The 21672-nt window shown below is 40.5% G+C and carries 21 protein-coding genes and 1 other RNA gene; 13 read left to right on the top strand and 9 right to left on the bottom strand.

The window, feature by feature from the left end:
• Positions 1 to 45 precede the first annotated feature (45 nt).
• The 5 genes from galK to queC all read right to left on the bottom strand — a co-directional run bounded on the left by galK (position 46) and on the right by queC (position 4334).
• Positions 46 to 1197, bottom strand: coding sequence for a galactokinase (galK, locus tag QVD32_RS06205; protein WP_008862104.1), 1152 nt, complete (start codon positions 1195 to 1197; stop codon positions 46 to 48).
• 34 nt (positions 1198 to 1231) lie between these two features.
• Positions 1232 to 2311, bottom strand: a complete 1080-nt coding sequence (locus QVD32_RS06200) for an aldose epimerase family protein (protein ID WP_021892550.1) — start codon at positions 2309 to 2311, stop codon at positions 1232 to 1234.
• A 406-nt stretch (positions 2312 to 2717) separates the two neighbouring features.
• Positions 2718 to 3299: a 7-carboxy-7-deazaguanine synthase QueE gene (locus QVD32_RS06195; RefSeq protein WP_021892549.1), complete on the bottom strand. Its 582-nt coding sequence runs from the start codon at positions 3297 to 3299 to the stop codon at positions 2718 to 2720.
• Positions 3296 to 3655, bottom strand: a complete 360-nt coding sequence (locus tag QVD32_RS06190) for a 6-pyruvoyl trahydropterin synthase family protein (RefSeq protein WP_021892548.1) — start codon at positions 3653 to 3655, stop codon at positions 3296 to 3298. The genes QVD32_RS06195 and QVD32_RS06190 overlap by 4 nt, the downstream gene beginning before the upstream one ends.
• Positions 3656 to 3680: 25 nt before the next feature.
• Positions 3681 to 4334 (bottom strand): 7-cyano-7-deazaguanine synthase QueC, encoded by a 654-nt coding sequence (gene queC / locus QVD32_RS06185; RefSeq protein ID WP_021892547.1) that lies wholly within the window; start codon positions 4332 to 4334, stop codon positions 3681 to 3683.
• Between the two features lie 264 nt (positions 4335 to 4598).
• Here queC and QVD32_RS06180 point away from each other — a divergent pair, with 264 nt between their 5' ends.
• The 5 genes from QVD32_RS06180 (at position 4599) to QVD32_RS06160 (ending at position 8101) form a co-directional block, all read left to right on the top strand.
• Positions 4599 to 5027 (top strand): hypothetical protein, encoded by a 429-nt coding sequence (locus QVD32_RS06180; RefSeq protein WP_021892546.1) that lies wholly within the window; start codon positions 4599 to 4601, stop codon positions 5025 to 5027.
• Between the two features lie 74 nt (positions 5028 to 5101).
• Positions 5102 to 5401 carry a thioredoxin gene (gene trxA, locus QVD32_RS06175; RefSeq protein WP_008862110.1) on the top strand — a complete coding sequence of 100 codons (300 nt, stop codon included), beginning with the start codon at positions 5102 to 5104 and terminating at the stop codon, positions 5399 to 5401.
• A gap of 264 nt (positions 5402 to 5665) precedes the next feature.
• Positions 5666 to 6241 (top strand): chromate transporter, encoded by a 576-nt coding sequence (locus QVD32_RS06170; RefSeq protein WP_021892545.1) that lies wholly within the window; start codon positions 5666 to 5668, stop codon positions 6239 to 6241.
• A gap of 8 nt (positions 6242 to 6249) precedes the next feature.
• Complete coding sequence (locus QVD32_RS06165; RefSeq protein ID WP_195242064.1) at positions 6250 to 6798, top strand: chromate transporter; 549 nt, start codon at positions 6250 to 6252, stop codon at positions 6796 to 6798.
• Between the two features lie 10 nt (positions 6799 to 6808).
• The gene (locus tag QVD32_RS06160; protein WP_021892543.1) at positions 6809 to 8101 is read left to right on the top strand and encodes a bifunctional folylpolyglutamate synthase/dihydrofolate synthase; all 1293 of its coding nucleotides are present in this window, start codon (positions 6809 to 6811) and stop codon (positions 8099 to 8101) included.
• On the opposite strand, the gene QVD32_RS06155 is transcribed toward QVD32_RS06160, so the two are convergent.
• The 3 genes from QVD32_RS06155 to rnpB all read right to left on the bottom strand — a co-directional run bounded on the left by QVD32_RS06155 (position 8082) and on the right by rnpB (position 10224).
• Positions 8082 to 8459 (bottom strand): RidA family protein, encoded by a 378-nt coding sequence (locus QVD32_RS06155; RefSeq protein WP_021892542.1) that lies wholly within the window; start codon positions 8457 to 8459, stop codon positions 8082 to 8084. The two genes, QVD32_RS06160 and QVD32_RS06155, sit on opposite strands and share 20 nt — an antisense overlap.
• 1 nt (position 8460) lies before the next feature.
• On the bottom strand, positions 8461 to 9846 hold the full coding sequence (locus tag QVD32_RS06150; RefSeq protein ID WP_021892541.1) for a YihY/virulence factor BrkB family protein: 1386 nt from the start codon (positions 9844 to 9846) through the stop codon (positions 8461 to 8463).
• A gap of 31 nt (positions 9847 to 9877) precedes the next feature.
• Positions 9878 to 10224, bottom strand: an RNA gene (rnpB, locus tag QVD32_RS06145) — RNase P RNA component class A.
• Positions 10225 to 10497: 273 nt separating this feature from the next.
• Here rnpB and QVD32_RS06140 point away from each other — a divergent pair.
• The 8 genes from QVD32_RS06140 (at position 10498) to leuB (ending at position 20311) form a co-directional block, all read left to right on the top strand.
• On the top strand, positions 10498 to 11997 hold the full coding sequence (locus tag QVD32_RS06140; RefSeq protein ID WP_118687146.1) for a Do family serine endopeptidase: 1500 nt from the start codon (positions 10498 to 10500) through the stop codon (positions 11995 to 11997).
• Positions 11998 to 12235: 238 nt separating this feature from the next.
• Entirely contained in the window at positions 12236 to 13096 is an 861-nt protein-coding gene (locus QVD32_RS06135) for a sigma-70 family RNA polymerase sigma factor (RefSeq protein WP_008862117.1), read from the top strand.
• Between the two features lie 153 nt (positions 13097 to 13249).
• Positions 13250 to 13864: a hypothetical protein gene (locus tag QVD32_RS06130; RefSeq protein ID WP_008862118.1), complete on the top strand. Its 615-nt coding sequence runs from the start codon at positions 13250 to 13252 to the stop codon at positions 13862 to 13864.
• 301 nt (positions 13865 to 14165) lie between these two features.
• Positions 14166 to 15662, top strand: coding sequence for a 2-isopropylmalate synthase (locus QVD32_RS06125; RefSeq protein WP_021892538.1), 1497 nt, complete (start codon positions 14166 to 14168; stop codon positions 15660 to 15662).
• Positions 15663 to 15671: 9 nt separating this feature from the next.
• Positions 15672 to 17066 carry a 3-isopropylmalate dehydratase large subunit gene (gene leuC / locus QVD32_RS06120; protein ID WP_021892537.1) on the top strand — a complete coding sequence of 465 codons (1395 nt, stop codon included), beginning with the start codon at positions 15672 to 15674 and terminating at the stop codon, positions 17064 to 17066.
• Positions 17067 to 17078: 12 nt separating this feature from the next.
• Positions 17079 to 17669 carry a 3-isopropylmalate dehydratase small subunit gene (gene leuD / locus QVD32_RS06115; protein ID WP_008862121.1) on the top strand — a complete coding sequence of 197 codons (591 nt, stop codon included), beginning with the start codon at positions 17079 to 17081 and terminating at the stop codon, positions 17667 to 17669.
• Between the two features lie 17 nt (positions 17670 to 17686).
• On the top strand, positions 17687 to 19225 hold the full coding sequence (locus QVD32_RS06110; RefSeq protein WP_021892536.1) for a hydroxymethylglutaryl-CoA lyase-like TIM-barrel protein: 1539 nt from the start codon (positions 17687 to 17689) through the stop codon (positions 19223 to 19225).
• Positions 19226 to 19237: 12 nt separating this feature from the next.
• Complete coding sequence (leuB, locus tag QVD32_RS06105; protein ID WP_021892535.1) at positions 19238 to 20311, top strand: 3-isopropylmalate dehydrogenase; 1074 nt, start codon at positions 19238 to 19240, stop codon at positions 20309 to 20311.
• 72 nt (positions 20312 to 20383) lie between these two features.
• Here the strand turns inward: leuB and QVD32_RS06100 are convergent, their stop codons facing one another.
• Positions 20384 to 21571, bottom strand: coding sequence for an OmpA family protein (locus QVD32_RS06100; protein WP_021892534.1), 1188 nt, complete (start codon positions 21569 to 21571; stop codon positions 20384 to 20386).
• Positions 21572 to 21672: the final 101 nt, after the last annotated feature.

The raw sequence follows: 21672 nt of genomic DNA, 5'->3' as shown, positions 1-21672 counted from the left end.
CGGGGATTATAATCCCCGGCTCTATCTATTTATATCCATTTTTTATCAGCAAAGTTTGCGTGCCCCATCGGCAATCACGACATCATAAACTTTGGGAAGACGACCGAATTTTGTCTTATATTCTGCTTTGGCTTTTTCCACGAACGCATCATACAATTCGTCCTTAACTAAGTTTATCGTACAACCGCCAAATCCACCTCCCATCACACGAGAGCCGGTCACACCACACTCTTTGGCAATATCATTCAGGAAATCGAGTTCTTCACAACTTACCTCATACAATTTACTCATTCCATGATGAGTCTCATACATCTTCTGCCCTACTGTCTCATAATCTCCTTGTTCAAGAGCATCGCATACGTCAAGGACTCGTTGCACTTCACCGATCACATATTCTGCACGCATATAATCCTCGGCAGACACCTCTTCTTTTACCTCGTCTAACATAGACATATTGGCATCTCTCAGGAACTCTACATGCGGGTGTTTCTTTTGTATGGCGGCAACCACATTCTCGCACGATTTGCGTCGGTCGTTATAAGCGGAAGATGCCAACTCATGCTTTACGACAGAATCGAGCAATACGAGTCGGTAACCTTCGGGCTTGAACGGGAAATATTGATATTCCAACGAACGGCAATCCAGTCGTATCAGATGACCGGCTTTACCGAACACCGAAGCAAATTGGTCCATAATACCGCAATTTACACCACAATAGTTATGCTCGGTAGCCTGTCCGATTTTAGCCAATTCGAATTTGTCGATGCCACAGTTGAACATATCGTTCAAAGCGAAAGCATAAGTACTCTCCAATGCAGCCGACGAAGACATACCTGCACCCAGAGGAACATCGCCGGCAAATGCTGTATTAAATCCGGCTATTTTACCGCCTCGTTTAATAATCTCTCGGCACACACCGAATATATAACGAGCCCAGCTGGCACGGGGAGCGTCTTCCTCGTTCAATCCAAACTCTACATAATCTTTTAAATCTATCGAATATGCGCGGACTTTATCCGTCCCATTAATTTTAAGTTCTGCAACCATTCCTTTATCGATAGCTCCCGGAAATACAAATCCACCATTGTAATCTGTATGCTCTCCTATTAAGTTTATACGACCGGGAGAGGCATATACCGACCCGGTAGAGCCATCAAAATGTTTGATAAAACGACTTCTTACAAATTCTATATCCATAATACTAAATTAAATAATTGTATAACTTATATGATTATTTCTCTCGAACCGAAAATTTAAACTGTGTATGACTTTCGAATTTTTCATGAGGGCGTAAGATAACAGAAGGATAGTTTTCATGATTAGGGCTATCTGGAAAATGTTGAGTTTCGAGACAGATAGCAGCTCTCATCGGATACCGTTTCCCATTTTTCCCGATAAAATTCCCTGTCATCCAATTGGCTGTATAAAGCTGTACACCGGGCTCTGTCGTAAAGACGTCCATCACGATCCCGGTTTTGGGCGAAACACACTCTGCACAAAATGAAAATTCACCGCTCCGCTTCTTATTCAAAATATAAGTATGATCGTAACCTTTTCCATAAACCAGTTGTTCAAACGGCTCGTTTATACGGCTACCGACTTCATAAAGTTTACGAAAATCCATCGGGGTTCCCTCTACCGCCGACTTCTCTCCGTAAGGTATAGCCGTATCATCAGTAGGTAAATAGTAATCGGCATCAATGCATAACAGATGATCACCGATGTAAGGATCTCCCGCACCCGACAAATTAAAATACGAATGGTTTGTCAGATTAACGATGGTAGGTTTATCGGTTTCTGCATAGTAAGTTATATCAACGGCGTTATCGTCGGTTAATTTAAATATGACCTTCACTTGCAGATTTCCGGGAAACCCTTCTTCACCATCAGGAGACAATCGGGAAAATTCTATTGTTTGTTTATCCAATTGATTGGCATCCCAAACATGAAAGTTGAAGCCTTTTACCCCTCCATGCAGACTGTTAGGCCCATTGTTTATCGCTAATTTATCATACAAAACTCTATCGACCGTGAATTTTCCTTTTGCAATACGATTGGCATATCTACCACAAGTCGCTCCAAAATAAGGCTCCTCCGATGTAAGGTATTCCTGTATGTTATTATGCCCCGTAACCACGTCTATCATCTTCCCATTTTTATCGGGAACCATTAACGAAACGATACGAGCGCCATAATTAGTTAGGGTCAATTCGCACCCGTTTTTATTAACCAAGATATAGAGACCGGTTTGTTTACCATCGACTAAGCCTTGAAAATGTGTTGGATTCAATCCTGAAAGAGTCATATCCATATTCTTCTTTTTAAGGTTAACTAAATTTGTTGATTGTGTAAAGTTAACGTTATCTTTTTTTCTTGCAAAGATTTTTTTATGGTTTTGCATAAAATTATCAGAGAAGAAAAATTTTAACGGATTTTTCACTACATCTCTCCTCTCCCGATTCACCTCTGCATATCGATCGATTCATAAAACTCGTGATGTAAATCTGTATCTGATTAAACATACTTATTGAAGTTTGTCCCACTCACTTTTCCTTCGTTCTTAACACCTCTCATAGACTTGCACACAACCTCTAAATATCTCGGTTCATATTCATAAAATCCAGCCCGGTGTTTCGTCGAGACTTTGCCGATCTGGATTTTCACCTATGTATTCGATAAATCCCGTAGAAGAGAGTTTATTCTTTTATCCTTCATTATTATCTTATATTAATAATTTTATGGGTTTGAAGTGAAAGCCTCCATCGGGGGTGGCTCTTAATGTATTCGATAGCTGCGGTAAGATTGTTTTCATTTTTTATCTCGTCATTGACATCACAAGGTTGCAAGCTACAAAAACACTCATAAGCTGTGGCGATTTTTTCATACAGTTCCATATCTTGTCCCTGATAAACGACTTTGATTTCATTCATACGCTGTATTTTCACGGGAATCGTTTTAGGAGAGCAAGTAATCCAATCGATCGACCGTTCCAAATCGGTATCTAATGCGATTGATCCGTTGGTTTCGATTTGAACAAATTTCCCGACTTCATGCAACCGATCGACAAGCGAATGCGTAAGTTGTAAAGTGGGTTCCCCTCCTGTAATAACTACATGTTTCGCAGGATAATCAGAAATAGCCTTTACAATCTCTTCTTCTGTAAAAATAGTATAATCCTCATGTTTTGTATCACAGAAATCACAATGCAAATTACACCCCGCTAACCTCACAAAAATCGCAGCCGTACCTGTAAACACACCTTCACCCTGTAATGAGTAAAAAATTTCATTTACTTTCATCTGTCAATATTTTCATTTTCAAAATCGTCGATTTCGTAAATAGCCGTATTTCCACCACTTTCTTGAACTTTGGTTTTATAACATTCGGGAATCTGATCCGTAATCCATTTCGCTATGTTTTCGGCGGTCGGATTAAAAGGCAGCAATTCATTCAGATTCCCATGATCAAGATAACCATGAATCTTATCTTTAATGTGTTTAAAGTCACAGACCATACCGTCTTGATTCAGTTCTTTCGCTTTACAATAAACCGTAATAATCCAGTTATGGCCATGTAATTTTTCACATTTACTTTCATATGAAAGGTGCAAAGAATGCGCGCCTGCAATTTCCATTGTCTTAGCTACGTAATACATTATAACTTAACCGTTTTATTCGTTATTAATCCTCGTATTCTGTCTGATCCTCAATCCCGGCCTCTCGAAGAGCCTCTTTGCGTTCTACACAAGTACCGCATTTCCCGCAATGTTTCTCCCCTCCTTTGTAACAAGACCACGTTTCGGCATAGTTCAAATTCAACTTTTTCCCCCGATTGGCAATTTCTGTTTTTGAAATATCGGTATAGGGAGCAAAGATGCCAATATTCTCATAAGTTCCCGAACGCATAGCTTTATCCATAGCTTGGATAAACTCCGATCGACAATCGGGATAAATAGCGTGATCTCCGCCATGATTAGCAATGAGAACTTGTTTCAAGCCATTGCTTTCTGCAATACCACAAGCAACTGATAACATAATGCCATTCCGAAACGGGACAACCGTACTTTTCATATTTTCATCGGCATAATGTCCCTCCGGTACAGAGTCGCTACCGTCCAACAACGAACTTCTGAAATATTCTTTCATAAACGCAAGAGGTATTACTATATGTTTTATTTTTAACCGCTCGCAATGAATGCGAGCAAACGGTATTTCTTTATGATTATGATTAGCTCCATAATCAAAAGAAACAGCTAATGCTATGCGGTCGGCACACTCATACAACAAAGTAATACTATCCATACCGCCAGATACTACGATCAACGAATCTTTCATATTTTCTATTCTTATATTCGATTGCAAAGATAATGAAAGGTAAGAGTAGGATAAAACGGACAAGTTCGTTTTTCGTACCTATTTTTGTATTTCTCACAAAGGGGGGAACGTGCAAAACCAAAGTTGAAACACGCTTTATTCAATTATATTCAGTGCAACCTGTAAAGATAAATTAAATCCATATTCCTCTTATAGGATTTCTTGCGCAAGCCATTAAAAAAATTCATATCTTTGCCAAAAGCAAAGATAAAATTGAATATCGCAATGAAAGCAAAAACACGTGTTCGCATTATCTTTTTTTGTTTAACCATCTCTGCCATAGGCCTCCCTTTAATATTGATTAGCACACCTTCTATCCATCAGCATTTCGAGCCGGAAAATATAGCCATATCTTTCGTCGAAAATCTATCCAACGCTAACTTCCAAGAAGCTAAAAAGCTATCGACTCCCGAGTCGGCCGAAACACTATATTTGTTTGAGACCTTAGTCGGAAATCAATCCGATGAATTAAAAAACACACCCACTCATTTCAATATTTCTTATTCTGAGATGAATACTTCACAAGATACCCTGTTCGTACAAGGGAAATTATTTTTCTCACATAAACACAAACTCATACGAAAAATTAATCTTACTTTGGTTAACCGTAGAGGAAACTGGTTGGTCGATTGTCGTGACAATACTATTTTCTGATATTCACGGAACGAATCGAACCAACAGAGCCATACCGCTGTTAAAATCATATTCATCTTATTAAATTTCAAGACATGAACAAATTTCAAGATATTATCGCAGGTGATACCCCGGTTCTAGTAGACTTTTTTGCAGAATGGTGTGGTCCCTGTAAAATGATGAAACCAGTCCTTGAAGAATTGAAAAAGAAAATGGGGAATAAAATCATTATACTAAAAATAGATATCGATAAAAATATTTCCTTGTCTTCGGAGTATAGAATACAGTCAGTCCCTACCCTTGTACTATGGAAACAAGGCGAAATCATTTGGCGACAATCTGGCGCCCTGTCGTTAAACGAATTAGAACAAATTCTATCGTCTTATATACGATAGTTTCATAAGATTGTCACTTTTTTATAACTGAATACGAAAACAGGTTATACTTCGATATACCCAACTAAACTTGTTCCTGTTCCAACCTTATATTAGTCCTCAAAAGATTACGGGTCGAAAAGAAAAACGAACTTATTCGTTTTATCTTTCTCTTGCCTTGCACTATCTTTGCAAAAATGCGAAAATAGGCGGCACTCGGCATAACCAAATAAATTTGTTTCTGCCCTCGTTTGCACTATCTTTGCAGCGCATTAAAAAGAAACTATGAGATCGAATCTGTATCTGAAACTATTCATATCATTTTTTAAAATAGGTGCGTTCACATTCGGAGGTGGTTGGGCTATGATACCTCTCATTGAAAGAGAAGTCGTGGATAAACAAAACTGGATTAAACGGGAAGATTTTGTCGACGCACTTGCCATTGCACAATCATTGCCCGGAGTGTTGGCAGTGAATATATCCATATTGATCGGAAACAAATTGCGAGGATTAAAAGGTTGTCTCATGGCGACACTCGGTACAATTCTACCCTCTTTTCTAATCATCTTGGCTATTGCAATCTGGTTTGTTCAAACGTATGACAATCCGGTAGTCGAGCGTATATTCAAGGGTATAAGACCAGCAGTGGTCGCACTCATCGTGTCTCCGGTATTCAGTACGGCTAAAACAGCACGTATCAATATTAAAACGGTTATTATTCCCATTATAGTGGCATTATCAATCTGGTTAGGAGGGATTTCCCCCATTTGGTTCGTCTTGTTAGGAGCTATCGGTGGAATACTTTACTGCAATCATGTCATCGCCAGTTCAAAACAAAAGAGTAATAAAGAAGAAAAATAGCCATGTGGATCGTATATCTCAACTTATTTTGGGCCTACCTAAAAATCGGACTATTCGGTTTTGGTGGCGGATACGCCATGCTCTCGCTCATTCAACACGAAGCGGTAGAAGTCGTTCATTATGGCGAAAGCCAACCGTGGCTTACCCCGACCGAATTTACCGATATCGTAGCTATTTCTCAAATGACTCCCGGTCCCATAGGAATAAACAGCGCTACTTATGTAGGATATGTAGCTGCCGGTAATAGTATTTGGGGGTCAATAATCGCCACATTCGCCGTATGTTTGCCGTCTTTCATTTTAGTCTTATTAGTGAGCCGTTTTATACTTAAACATAAAGATAACATTACTATCAAAAGCATATTTTCCGGACTTCGTCCTGTGGTTGTCGGTCTGATAGCTTCTGCCGCACTCCTCCTCATGAATAAGGAAAACTTTCCAGACTATACAATAAGTATCGGTATTGCAATAATCTCATTTGTTCTGGTACACTATGCGAAAATACACCCTATACTCGTTATCGTATTGGCTGGTATTTCAGGATATGCCTTATACTAAAATATGAATTATGAATTACGAAGAAACATTGGAATATTTATATAAACAACTACCCGTTTTTCAACAAATAGGAAGTGCCGCTTATAAACCGGGACTACAAAATACCGAAGCGCTGGACAAATATTTCGGATATCCCCATCGAAAGTTTCACACCATACATGTTGCCGGGACCAACGGTAAGGGATCGGTATCGCATCTATTAGCCGCTATTCTGCAATTAAACGGATATAAAACTGGATTATATACCTCTCCGCATCTTATCGATTTCAGAGAACGTATCCGCATCAATGGAAAAATGATTTCCAAAGAAGATGTTATTCAATTTGCAGAGAAACACCTTGCATCTACACTCCATATCCAACCATCATTTTTCGAACTCACCATGATGATGGCGTTTAACTACTTTGCCGAAAATCAAGTAGATGTCGCTGTTATCGAAGTCGGATTGGGCGGAAGATTGGACAGTACAAATATCATTACTCCTGATTTATGTGTCATTACCAATATCAGCTATGACCATGTGCAAATGCTCGGAGACACCCTGCCGAAAATAGCCCGAGAAAAAGCAGGTATTATAAAATCTGGAATACCGGTCGTGATCGGTGAAGCTCAGGGAGAGGTGAAGCAAGTATTCATCGATCGAGCAAAAGAGATAAAAGCCCCCATTATATTCGCAGAGGAACAAATTCATTTCCGGTCGACCCAACGAAATGACAAAGGTTGGGAATTCGATTCTCCCGAATTTCCGCACCTTTTCGGGGAGTTAAGCGGGCTATGTCAGGAGAAAAATGCAGCTACCGTTCTGACAGCAGTCGGCCAATTACGAAATTTAGGATACAATATCTCCGACCAATCGGTCTATGATGCTTTCGCCCATGTCACCAGCCTTACCGGTTTAATGGGGCGATGGCAACAATTGGAATCGTCTCCCCGACTGATTTGCGACACCGGACACAACACCGGAGGCATACAATATATAGTTCGACAGTTGCAAAACGAATCTTATCAAAACTTGCGTATTATCATCGGTATGGTCAATGACAAAGACATTTCGGGAGTTTTGGCTATGCTCCCCCAAAATGCCGTTTACTATTTCACCCGGGCCTCGATACCTCGCGCTTTACACGAGGAAAGACTGTACGAATTAGCAATAAAAGCAGGATTGACAGGGAAGTGTTATCCGTCGGTTCAACAAGCTGTGGAAGCGGCGAAAAAAGAAAGCCGCCCCGATGATCTGATCTTCGTAGGCGGCAGTACATTCATCGTGGCCGACTTGCTAAAAACTATGCTTTCACAGCAATAACCTCTATTTCGACTAATGCTTGTTTCGGTAATTCTTTAACTGCAAACGCCGACCGAGACGGAAATACGGACCCGAACTGCTCGGCATATATTTCGTTCATTTCTCCGAAAAGAGACATATCGGCCAACAGCACGGTCGTCTTTACAATATGTTCGACCGAATAACCGGCCTCCGCCAAAATAGCTTTAATGTTCGCAAACGATTGACGAGTTTGAGCTTTGATGCCCTCAGGCATTATTCCGGTTTTGGGGTCGATGGGCAATTGCCCCGAAAGGAAAATCATATTTCCGGTTTCAACAGCTTGACTATAAGGTCCGATAGCAGCCGGAGCAGATGTCGTAGAAATTACTTTTTTCATATCACTCATTATTATTTAATTTATGGGAAAGCACTCGGCTTTCTTCTATTTTCAAATCTTTCAATGCAATACTATCACCCTTCTCTTCCATAAGCCTACGGGTATCTATTATAGCCGCCCATTCCTTTGGGAAATCGGCTTTTAAATTACAGATAAAATCCTCGTCTCCTTCTCTGTCGATGGCTCGCAATAAATAGCCCAAAGTCAATCGGCTGATGTCTACCGCCGGTTGATATGCAGGAACCCTCTCTTCCTCCGACAATGTCTGCGAAATAATATTCACCCGTTCCAATTCATCGACGGTACGCTCTACCAACTGTATGGGAATAGCATAACGTCTCGATATCTGTCCTTTGGTCATCGGAGGAAGTCCCTCCTTGAACCGATGGACAATAACTGTGGCTATGACTAATATAATATAATCGGAATACCGACGAGATATATCGTTGGTTTCTTTTTCGAAATTGAAATTTACTACATTTTGAGATGAGTAAGTCAACACAGCACCAAACAGACAAATCAACCATGAAAATTGCATCCAAATGAGCAACAACGGCAAAAATGCGAAACTCCCGTAAATAGCATTATATTTCGATACCCAAATTTGGCCCGAAATATATATAAATTGAAAAATCTGAAATACCGTACCACAAATAAGCCCAGAAATAAACGCATATTTGAACTTAACCTTCGTATTGGGTATAAAAATATAAATAGCGGTAAAGAACAAAGCGGTAAGTATATATGGAGCTAATCGAAAGACCCAACGCAGCAAAGGGCTCATAAAATCGAATAGAACCGAAGAACTGAGCATGGTTGACATAAACAAAGAAAATCCGCTCGATGCAACCATCAAAATAGGCAAAATCAAAAACATCGAGGTATAATCGGTAACCTTACGATAAAACGATCGACCGCCTTGTACCTGCCAAATATCATTGAATGCTTTCTCTATATTGGATAACAAACTTATCAAAGTCCACAAAAGGAAACAAAGGCCTATCCCCACGAATACTCCACCTTTCATCTGATCGAGATACTGGTCGACGAACCCTAACATATATTCCAATGCATTGCGTTGCGCCGGGAAATAATCGAACAACTGACTTTGTATAATATGTTGGAATCCGAATCCCTTACAAATAGCAAATAACATAGCCAACGCAGGCACGATTGCCAAAATCGTACTAAACGTCAAAGCGGAAGCCTTTTCCTGCAACTTTTCATTTAAGAAACAGCGTACCGACAAGTTCAATGTTTTAAGAATATGAATATGGAGCTTATACTCGGTCACATGCCATATATCGACCGAGACAAACTGCCATAACCGTTTTATCAAAAGGCTGGCGCGGGCAAAAAAAGAGGGCTTGTTTTTACGCTGAACCATAGAATATATCGTACAGAAAACTTCTACAAAAAAATACAGCAGGCCTGTAAGCCGGGTTATGTACTCTCGAAAGAGTGTCTGTCATTTATCTCGACCCTGTGTCACCACAAGGCTCTAGCGGTTTACCCCCCGGCATCGGGCGAGCAACCCTACAACGCCGGTATACATAACCTTACAACCCATAAGACGTACGGCATTCTACATTACTGTAAAACCCGGTGAGCTCTTACCTCACCTTTTCACCCTTACTGCTTTCGCAGCGGTTATTTTCTGTTACGCTACTCCACTCTCGCGAATGGCTTCCCGTTAGGAAATATGGTGCTCTATGTTGCCCGGACTTTCCTCTCGCATCATACGAGCGACAGACCGTCCTGCTGTACGTTACAAAGATACGATAAAAATGGCAAAGACAGAATACTGTCAGTATGATTTTTAATCTTGTAAATTTTAACGGACAATATGACATGCCTAAGTATATAAAAATGATTCTCATGACAGTCATCTGCGTTAACCCCTGTTAAGTAGCTATCCTGCTTATTAAAAGAGCTTAAAAAGAAGATGCAAGGGTTTCAACGGCACGATAAATGTATTAAATTTAACGTCTGAAAAACTTAAATACAAGATAATATTAACATTTAAAGCTAATAGATTATGAATTCTTACGGAAAAAAATTGATGGGCATCGCCTTAATTGCAGCTCTGAGCTCCGGAATTACAATCGGCGCATTTAGTATATTGAATAAGTCGGCCGATTCAAAAATACAAGATCAATCGCTCGACAGTGGATATGCACAGCCGACTCGCTTTACAAGAGTAATCAATCGACCGGCTGTTGAAACAGATTTCACCACTGCCGCCGAAAACACGGTTAATGCCGTCGTTAGTATAAAATCGATTTCTACACCCAAACAAAGTCAATTAGGCGGTTTTAGCGATCCGTTTTTCGAATATTTCTTTGGACAAGGAGGGCGCAATATACAACCTCAGCCTCGTGCTGGATTGGGGTCGGGAGTAATTATTACCCCCGATGGATATATTGTAACCAATAATCACGTAGTAGAAGGAGCCGATAAATTGGATATAACCCTGAATGACAATAGGACTTTCAATGGTCGTGTAATAGGAACCGATCCTTCTACCGATTTGGCATTGATAAAAATAGATGCCAAAGATCTCCCCATCGTCAAATTTGGCGATTCCGATAATTTGAAAGTCGGAGAATGGGTATTGGCGGTAGGAAATCCGTTAGGATTAACATCGACGGTTACCGCTGGTATCGTAAGTGCCAAAGCTCGTAGCATAAGCGCACTCAACCCTCGTAGCCAAAAAATGGGTATAGAGGCGTTTATCCAGACCGATGCAGCTGTAAATCCGGGAAATAGCGGTGGAGCATTGGTAAATACAGCAGGTGAATTAGTGGGTATCAACACGGCCATTTACTCCGAAACAGGAAGTTACGCCGGCTATTCATTCGCTATTCCCACTTCCATAGTAAGTAAAGTAATTGCCGATTTGAAAGAATATGGTACCGTACAAAGAGCCGTATTGGGTATAGGGTATAGAGAAATAGATTCCGAATTGGCCAAAGAAGAAAATCTTGAAGTACAAGAAGGAATATACGTCGGTGAAGTATACAATCGCAGCGCTGCGATGGAAGCAGGAATAAAAGAAGGTGATGTTATAACCTTTATTAATGGCGTAAAGATTAAAAATGGAGCCATGCTTTCCGAACAATTGAGTAAATATCGTCCCGGAGATAAAATTAAAATAGGGTTGTTACGAGGAAAAGAATCCAAAACTGTATCCCTGACATTAAAAAATAGTCAAGGCAATACCGAGATAACCAAGATTGCCGGAATGGATTCTTTGGGAGCTGGATTCAAAGAATTAGATGCCAAGAGTTTGAGAGAGATGAATATCCGATATGGAGTGCAGGTTATTGGATTGAAAAACGGTAAATTCAAAGCGGCCGGTATGCGAGAAGGATTTGTCATTCTTGAAATCAATAACACCCCGATGAAGTCGGTTAGTGACTTGGAATCCATGTACGACTCTATTGTAAAATCAAATCAAAATCAAAAAGTTATGTTCATTACGGGTATTTATCCGAATGGAAAAATGATGTATTATGCAGTAGATTTGGCCGATTAAATCTTTTTGGAATATGACCCCTAAACAAGGGTCATATTCCAAATTAAAAGATAATTATTAAATATAGCACAACAAACACAACAGAACAAATATTCAAACGTTATAATAATAAATACGAAAAAGGCAGGAGCAGTAAAATGGTATTTTTGTAGATTCACGTTCAAAATTAAACATTTTTTACAGCTCCATTAACAATAAATATAGTATATTTGCAGTCCCAAAATCTCAATATTGCAAGATGAGACAATTAAAAATTACAAAATCGATTACGAACAGGGAGAGTGCTTCTCTTGACAAGTACCTACAAGAAATCGGACGCGAAGACTTGATTACGGTAGAAGAGGAAGTAGAACTTGCCCAACGCATTAAAAAAGGCGATCATGCAGCACTGGAAAAGTTAACACGAGCCAATTTGCGTTTTGTCGTTTCGGTTGCCAAACAATACCAAAATCAAGGGTTAAGTCTCCCGGACTTAATCAATGAAGGAAATTTGGGTTTAATTAAAGCTGCCGAAAAATTTGACGAAACGAGAGGCTTCAAGTTCATTTCCTATGCAGTGTGGTGGATTCGTCAATCTATTCTTCAAGCTCTAGCCGAGCAATCGAGAATCGTTCGTTTGCCATTAAATCAAGTAGGATCTCTCAATAAGATCAGTAAAGCTCTTTCTAAATTCGAGCAAGAAAACGAACGTCGTCCCTCTCCCGAAGAGCTCGCAGAAGAATTGGATATACCGGTAGATAAAATCTCCGATACATTAAAAGTGTCGGGACGGCATATTTCGGTAGACGCCCCTTTTGTTGAAGGAGAAGATAATAGTCTACTCGACGTATTGGTTAATGACGATTCCCCCATAGCAGATAGGTCGTTAATTAACGAATCTCTCTCGAAAGAAATCGATCGCGCACTTAAACAACTTACTCCTCGTGAAAGCGAAATCATTAAAATGTTTTTTGGAATCGGCTGTCAAGAAATGACTCTCGAAGAAATTGGAGACAAGTTCGGATTAACCCGAGAAAGAGTTCGACAAATAAAAGAAAAAGCCATCAGAAGACTCAGGACTGCTTCGAGGAGTAAACTGTTAAAAACTTATTTAGGATAACCTTATTGGATTGTCTGCCCCAATGGCAGGAAAAACCGACCTGCACCTCAGGTTGGTTTTTTATTTTAAATACCTCTTCATTTATTTTTTCAGTCGTTCGATTGCTCAATCGCAATAAAAAATTTACCTTCGTCCTCAACAAATAATAAAATCATGGCTAAATACCTATATCAGATATTGTTAATATCAACCCTATGCCTTTTTTTACAAAATACATCGGCACAAGAATCGACCACAGGTTTTGAAAACGGGAACAATCAATACGTCATGCGCGAAAGCAACTTGTCGGATATGAGCAAAGATAAAAAAATCAAACCTGTTACATTTGGAGTTGAAGCAGGAGCATCCATCGATATGTCGGGGAATGACTTTTCTTCTTTCGATTTAGATTTATTCGCAGGCTACCGGTCCCACACCATCAAATGCTTTGGTTTAGGAATAGGTCTTCACAGTTCATTTTCCAACAATCGATACTACCTCCCTATTTATGCACTTTTCCGTTGTAATTTGCTAAGCAATAAATCTCTTCTTTTTGTTGATTTCAGAGCGGGTTATTCTACCAATCAAATGTACAAAGGAGAAAATCAAGGTGGCTTTTTTGGTTCTGCCGGATTAGGTATGAACCTATCTGTAAGTAAAAAATTCGGGTCTCATATTCTTATCGGATATAATTTTTATCAAATATCTCCATTTACCGATGAAAAAGGAACTTTCCAAGATATGAACGGATGCCATCTCGTATCTATCCGATTAGGAATAAGCTTCTAATGGAACGAGTTGCCAATTATAAATAAATATATTTTCGTCGATAAAAATTACAGATTATAGATTTAAAGAAGAAAAATATGATATTTTATTTTGTTTTCTCAAAACAATAACTACCTTTGCACAGGAAACAAAAAAATTCAATAATGATAATAGAATTGCTAAACAGCCTAATTATTGATCTTCTATCGAATGTAACAGAATAGAAGTGAGATATAGTGCCTAGCAATTTACGATACAAAAATTATAGCCTTTCTCACGAATACGTCGAGAAAGGCTTTTTACAATTTAATATAGCAATAACATGTCCGACAGATTATTTATCTTTGACACAACATTAAGAGACGGAGAACAAGTTCCCGGATGCCAACTCAACACAGTTGAAAAAATACAAGTAGCTAAGGCATTAGAGACACTTGGTGTCGACATCATAGAAGCCGGATTTCCTGTATCGAGTCCCGGAGACTTCGAATCGGTCGTCGAAATATCCAAAGCTGTAACATGGCCCACGATCTGTGCGCTTACCCGTGCTGTCGAAAACGATATAAAAGTTGCAGCCGAGGCTCTTCGATATGCCAAACATAAACGTATTCATACAGGCATTGGAACTTCGGACTATCACATTAAATATAAATTCAATTCGACTCGTGAAGAGATTGTAGAAAGAGCTGTGGCTGCTGTCAAATATGCGAAAAAATTTGTAGAAGACGTACAATTTTATGCTGAAGATGCAGGCCGTACCGATAATGAATATTTAGCCAGAGTAGTCGAAGCCGTCATCAAAGCAGGCGCTACGGTTATAAACATACCAGATACAACTGGATATTGTTTGCCGGACGAATTTGGACAAAAAATATTATATCTCAAAGAACATGTCTCAGGAATCGATAACGTTACGATAGCCACTCATTGTCACAACGATTTGGGCATGGCAACGGCGAATACGATGGCTGGAATCCAAAACGGAGCCAGACAAGCCGAAGTTACGATAAACGGCATCGGTGAAAGAGCTGGAAATACAGCCCTTGAAGAAATAGCCATGATTTGCAAATGCCACCACAACTTACAGATAGAGACTAATATCAATACACAAAAGATTTACGGAATAAGCCGCATGGTCTCTAATCTCATGAACATGCCGGTACAACCGAATAAAGCAATCGTTGGCCGCAACGCATTCGCCCACTCGTCAGGAATCCACCAAGACGGTGTATTGAAGAATCGGGAAAGCTATGAAATCATAGATCCCAAAGACGTCGGAATTGACGAAAACTCTATCGTATTAACCGCAAGAAGTGGACGGGCTGCTTTGAAACATAGACTTCATTTATTAGGTATCGAATTGGAAAAAGATGCTTTAAACAAAGCTTATGATTCATTTCTTAAACTTGCCGATCGTAAAAAAGATATCAATGACGACGATATATTAATGTTGGTAGGGAAAGAGAGAACAGCCAATGCACGCATACAACTAGACTTCCTACAAGTAACTGCCGGAGTAGGAATAAAATCCGTTGCCAGCATCGGATTAGACATAGCCGGTGAAAAATTCGAAGCAGCAGCTTCGGGAAACGGGCCGGTAGATGCCGCCATAAATGCTATACGATGCATCATTCACCGAAAAATGGTAGTCAAAGAATTTCTTATACAAGCTATCACCAAAGGCAGCGACGATGTAGGGAAAGTACATATGACTGTGACCTACAACGGAAACTCATACTACGGATTCTCGGCAAATACAGATATTGTCGCAGCCTCTGCCGAAGCCTTTATAGATGCTATTAATAAGTTCATTATATAACGAAATCACATGAATACATTATTTGATAAAATATGGGATACCCACGTCGTAACCTCGGTGAAAGGAGGCCCCGATCAATTATATATAGACAGGCACTATTGCCACGAGGTTACCAGTCCTCAGGCTTTCAACGAACTGAGGGCTAGAAATTTGAAGGTTTTTCGACCGAAAAGAACGACTTGTTCTCCCGACCATAATATTCCCACGTTAAATCAAGACAAGCCTATTGCCGACCCGGTTTCTCGCAATCAAGTAGAGACACTCGCCACCAATGCTAGCGAGTTCGGCTTAGCTCATTATGGACTGGGAAATAAAAAAAACGGAATCATTCACGTTATCGGACCGGAATATGGGTTGACTCAACCGGGAATGACCATCGTTTGCGGAGACAGCCACACTTCGACCCACGGGGCTTTTGGAGCCGTCGCTTTCGGTATTGGCACGAGCGAAGTTGCTATGGTATTGGCATCCCAATGTATTTTACAGCCCAAACCTAAAACAATGCGCATAAATATCGAAGGAAAACTTTCTCCCGGAGTCACAGCTAAAGACATCGCTTTATTTATCATTTCTCGAATGACGACAGGAGGAGCTACCGGATATTTTGTGGAATATGCAGGAGAAGCAATCCGCTCGCTCAGTATGGAAGAAAGAATGACAGTCTGTAACCTCAGTATCGAAATGGGAGCTCGCGGAGGTCTGATTGCTCCCGACGAAACGACATTCGGTTATATAAAGGATAAAGAATTCGCACCCAAGGGAAAAGATTGGGACAAAGCCCTCGCCTATTGGAAAACTCTATATAGCGATAAAGATGCTACATTCGATAAGGAAGTGACATTTAATGCGGCAGAAATCTCCCCTCGCATTACCTATGGGACAAACCCCGGAATGGGAATCGCTATCGACGAAAGAATACCGTTGGAAGAATCGATCGAAGACAGTGGAAAAATTTCGTTTCGCCGGGCATTGAGTTACATGGGTTTCTCTGCCGGAGAGCTTCTAATGGGGAAAAAAATCGACTATGTTTTTTTAGGAAGCTGTACAAACGGCCGTATTGAGGATTTCAGAGCTTTTGCCAATTTGGTAAAAGGGCACAAAAAAGCTAATCATATAATTGCTTGGCTCGTACCGGGGTCACAAGCCGTGTTGCGACAAATCAAGGAAGAGGGCATCGATCTTATCTTGTCGGAAGCAGGATTCGAAATACGTCAACCCGGTTGTTCGGCTTGCTTAGCCATGAACGAAGATAAAGTCCCCCCGGGAAAATATGCTGTATCAACCTCTAATCGGAACTTTGAAGGTAGACAGGGTCCCGGAGCGCGGACTATACTTGCCGGACCTTTGGTAGCCGCTGCGACAGCAATTACAGGAGAGATAACCGATCCCAGAAAATTTTTATAACTTTGTATGACTATGATAAAAAAAATCGACATCATAACATCGACATGTATTCCTCTTCCCCAAGAGAATGTAGATACCGATCAAATTATCCCAGCTCGTTTTCTAAAAGCCGTTTCTCGGGAAGGTTTCGGAGAAAACCTGTTCCGCGATTGGCGCTTCGATAAAACAGGGCAACCTATTCGAGATTTTATTCTTAACAATCCGCTCTATTCCGGTTCTATTTTAGTAGCGGGGAAAAACTTCGGTAGCGGTTCCAGCCGTGAACATGCTGCTTGGGCTATTGCCGGATATGGATTCCAAGTAGTAGTATCTAGTTTTTTTGCCGATATTTTCAAGAACAATGCACTTAACAACGGAGTACTTCCGGTAATTGTCTCAGAGCAATTTCTTACCAGTTTATTCAAACATATTTTTTCGAACCCACAATCGACCGTTACAGTCAATTTGAAAGAGCAAACCATTACAGATGACACAAGCGGAGAATCGGAACATTTCGAAATAAATCCTTACAAAAAGAACTGTTTGCTCAACGGATATGACGACATCGATTATCTACTGAGCAAAAAACAAGAAATAGAAAACTGGGAAGAAAAACATTCATAACGAAATCGAGAAGTACTATGGTTGTAGAAATTATGGATACTACTCTGCGAGACGGAGAACAAACGTCGGGGGTATCGTTCGCCCGACAGGAAAAATTGAGTATCGCTCGCTTACTTTTAGAAGACCTAAAAATTCCTCGCATCGAAATTGCCTCGGCAAGAGTTTCCACCGGAGAGTACGAAATGGCGAAACAATTATGCGAATGGGCCGAGAAACGAGGGCACATCGACAAAATCGAGATATTGGGATTTCTCGATAAAGGAGCTTCTATCGAATGGATTCGTTCTTGTGGAGCCAAAGTGATGAATTTGCTCTGCAAAGGATCGGAAAAACATTGTACCTTCCAACTTCAAAAAACGGTACAGGAACACGTCGAAGATATCAAACAAACTATTAAGAAAGCGAAAGAAGTCGGACTGAAAATCAATCTCTATTTGGAAGATTGGTCCAATGGGATACAACATTCCCCTCAATACGTTTTTCATTTAATGGATGCTTTAAAAAATGAAGCTGTGGAAAGGTTCATGTTGCCCGACACATTAGGTATCTTGAATCCTCTTCAAACGCTAAAATTTTGCAGAGCCATGCGCAGGCGTTACCCCGACTTACGATTCGACTTTCATGCTCATAACGATTACGATTTGGCGACTGCCAACACTTTCGCTGCAACTCTAACCGGAATACAAGGCGTGCATTGTACCGTAAACGGGCTGGGCGAAAGAGCAGGAAATGCACCCCTCACCAGTGTCGTAGCCGTGTTGCATGATCACGTAAAAGCGACAACCGGAATTACCGAAAACATGGTAAACAAAGTGAGTCGTATCGTTGAATCCTATTCGGGAATACGAGTCGCAGCCAATAAACCTATTATTGGAGAATCCGTATTTACTCAATGTGCGGGAGTTCATGCCGACGGAGATAATAAGAACAATCTTTATTACAATGATTTATTACCCGAACGATTCGGGAGGAAACGCGAATATGCACTTGGCAAGACTTCCGGGAGAGCCAATATCCGTAAAAATCTCGAATCGTTAGGTATCGAACTCGATGACGAATCCATCAAGAGAGTAACTCAGAGAGTGGTCGAGTTAAGTGATAAAAAAGAAATGGTTACCCCAGAAGATCTTCCCTATATCATTTCAGACGTATTAAAACACGAAACCATAGCTCAGCACGTCAAGGTAATAAATTATACTTTAAACCTTTCTCAGGGATTAAAGCCAGTAGCAATCATTGCCATCGAAGTAAACGGAAAAACATACGAAGGAGCGTCTACCGGCGACGGACAATACGACGCATTCGTAAAAGCCATACGGAAGATATACAAAGAACAACTCGGACGAACGTTCCCGTCGTTGACAAACTATACAGTAAACATACCTCCCGGCGGACACACCGATGCATTGGTACAAACCGTTATCTCATGGGATTATAATGGAAATATTTTGAAAACACAGGGATTGGACGCCGATCAAATGGAAGCCGCCATACAAGCCACAATCAAAATGCTTAACTTAATAGAAGATAAAGAGCTGAATATACAAGACAATTAAAATAGAAAGAATATGAAATTACATATCGCAGTATTGCCCGGTGACGGAATTGGACCAGAAGTAGTGGAACAGGCTTTGAACGTAACAAAAGCCGTTTGTGAAAAATTCGGACATTCTCTGGAATATCAAATAGCCCCGGTAGGAGCTTGCGCCATAGAAGAAACCGGATTGCCTTACCCCGACTCTACACATGAATTATGTATGCGCTCCGATGCCGTTTTGTTTGGAGCCATAGGTTCGCCCCAATACGACAATAACCCCAATGCGACCGTACGCCCTGAACAAGGGTTACTTGCCATGCGGAAAAAGCTCGGACTATTCGCAAATATTCGTCCCATAACCACCTTTCCCGGATTGATTCATAAATCTCCTCTCCGTTCCAATATTATCGACGGCGCAGACTTTATGTGTATCCGAGAATTAACGGGAGGATTATATTTCGGGCGACCGCAAGGCCGTAGTGAAGACGGGAACATAGCCTATGATACTTGTATATACAGTCGGGAAGAAATTGTACGAATTGTCCAATTGGCATACGAATACGCCATGAAACGGCGTAAAAAAGTTACAATGGTCGATAAAGCGAATATATTGGCGACCTCCCGACTATGGAGAGAAATCACGCAAGAAATAGCATCGGAGTATCCAGAAGTCGAAACCGAATTTTTATTCGTCGATAACGCTGCCATGCGCATGATTCAATGTCCCAAAAGTTTCGATGTCGTCGTTACCGAAAACATGTTTGGCGATATACTCACCGACGAAGGTTCCGTTATCACAGGTTCCTTAGGTATGCTGCCATCGGCATCGATTGGCCTGCATACTTCTGTATTCGAACCTATACACGGTTCCTATCCTCAGGCAGCGGGGAAAAATATAGCCAACCCGTTGGCAACCATATTGTCGGCGGCTATGATGTTCGAATATGCATTTGGGTTGAAAGAAGAAGCCTTATCGATTCAAACGGCCGTGTCCAAATCGATGAATGCCGGAATCGTAACCGAAGACATCGCCGGCACAAGTACGAAATCCTACCATACCGACGACGTAGGCGAATGGATTGTCGAATGGATAAAAAGCCACTGATCAAAGCAATAATAAAGCGGATAGTAAATTTTGAATACTATCCGCTTTTTTGCTATTTCCTTATCTAATTATCTATTGAGCCGAACCAGAAAATACGACAATTCTATTCCAATTATTATTTTTCGGATATAATTGAGAATCACTACCATTAGCAATAATCTGTATTCGTTTTCTATCTATATTGTATTTCTCGGTCAATAATTTGACAACAGACTCCGCACGACGCTGGCTCAATTGTTTATTATACTCGGGTGTTCCGGTTGCTTTATCGGCATACCCTATTACCGAGATATTACAAGATGGATTGCTTTTCATCCATTGTGCTATGTTATAAACATTTACCATTTCTTCATTAGAAACAACAGCGCTATTGATCGTAAAGCGTACTACACCCGTCAACTCTTGGCTACAAGCCGCTGGCTCTATTACAGTTACCTCCTCTACAACCGCTTCTGGGCATGGAGGACATTCCACAACTCTTGACTCGCACTCGTTCAATTGAGCCCTCAATGCATTAACCCTGTTATTCAAATCGCCGATAACCATTTGATCGGCATAAGCATCGTATGCTTTAAATCGGTCTTTGCCGAATTTAATAGAAAAACCTCCGATTGCCGAAATAACACTTTCGACTTCTGTTCCTTCGACAATTCCATTAAAATGATCGCCAATTAAATTACCTCGTCCCTCCAAGAAGAAATCGACATAATGCGACAATCTGAAATTCAGTTTAATACCGGCTGTTATAGGGAAAGCATACGTTTTATTATTATATGGAGTATTATGGAATGAATAAATACCACCGGCTCCGGCAAAAGGTATGATAGAAAATACACGATCCTCGTTATAACCGTGGAAAGTATTAAACATATTCCACATGATATCGCCGTAAACCGCAGCATAACGCATATGTGTCATCACTCCTTCGGCAAGCGGCCAATTGGTATGTAAAGCACCTCCCATTGCAGATAATCGGAATCCCAAATACGGGCTGATCCATTTACCGATAGCGAAGTCCATAGCCAGTGTATATTGAGCATCTCCTACATGTTCGGTCAAAAAAGTTTGACCTCCGGCTCCTATCGAAATAAACCAGTTATTTTTATGACTATCAGAATAATACCGAGGCTTGGTAGGTACAACCTCTGTTACCGAAACATCTTCTTCAACAATAATCGCTTGAGCTCCTGCCGATTCGGAATAACAGAAAAGCGAAGTTGTAGCTATGGCTACCGCTAAATAAAAGAAATTTGTTTTCATTTTAATTTGTTTTAGTTATACAATTTTGCAATTACATTTCAAAAAAACAGGAGCATAAGTCAAACGCTATTATCCGTTTTTGTAAATTAAAACAAACAGAT

This window comes from Barnesiella sp., assembly GCF_022723415.1.
GTDB lineage: Bacteria > Bacteroidota > Bacteroidia > Bacteroidales > Barnesiellaceae > Barnesiella > Barnesiella intestinihominis.
The sequence above is the reverse complement of the archived record's forward strand: the minus strand, read 5'-3'. Positions and strand labels throughout refer to the sequence as shown.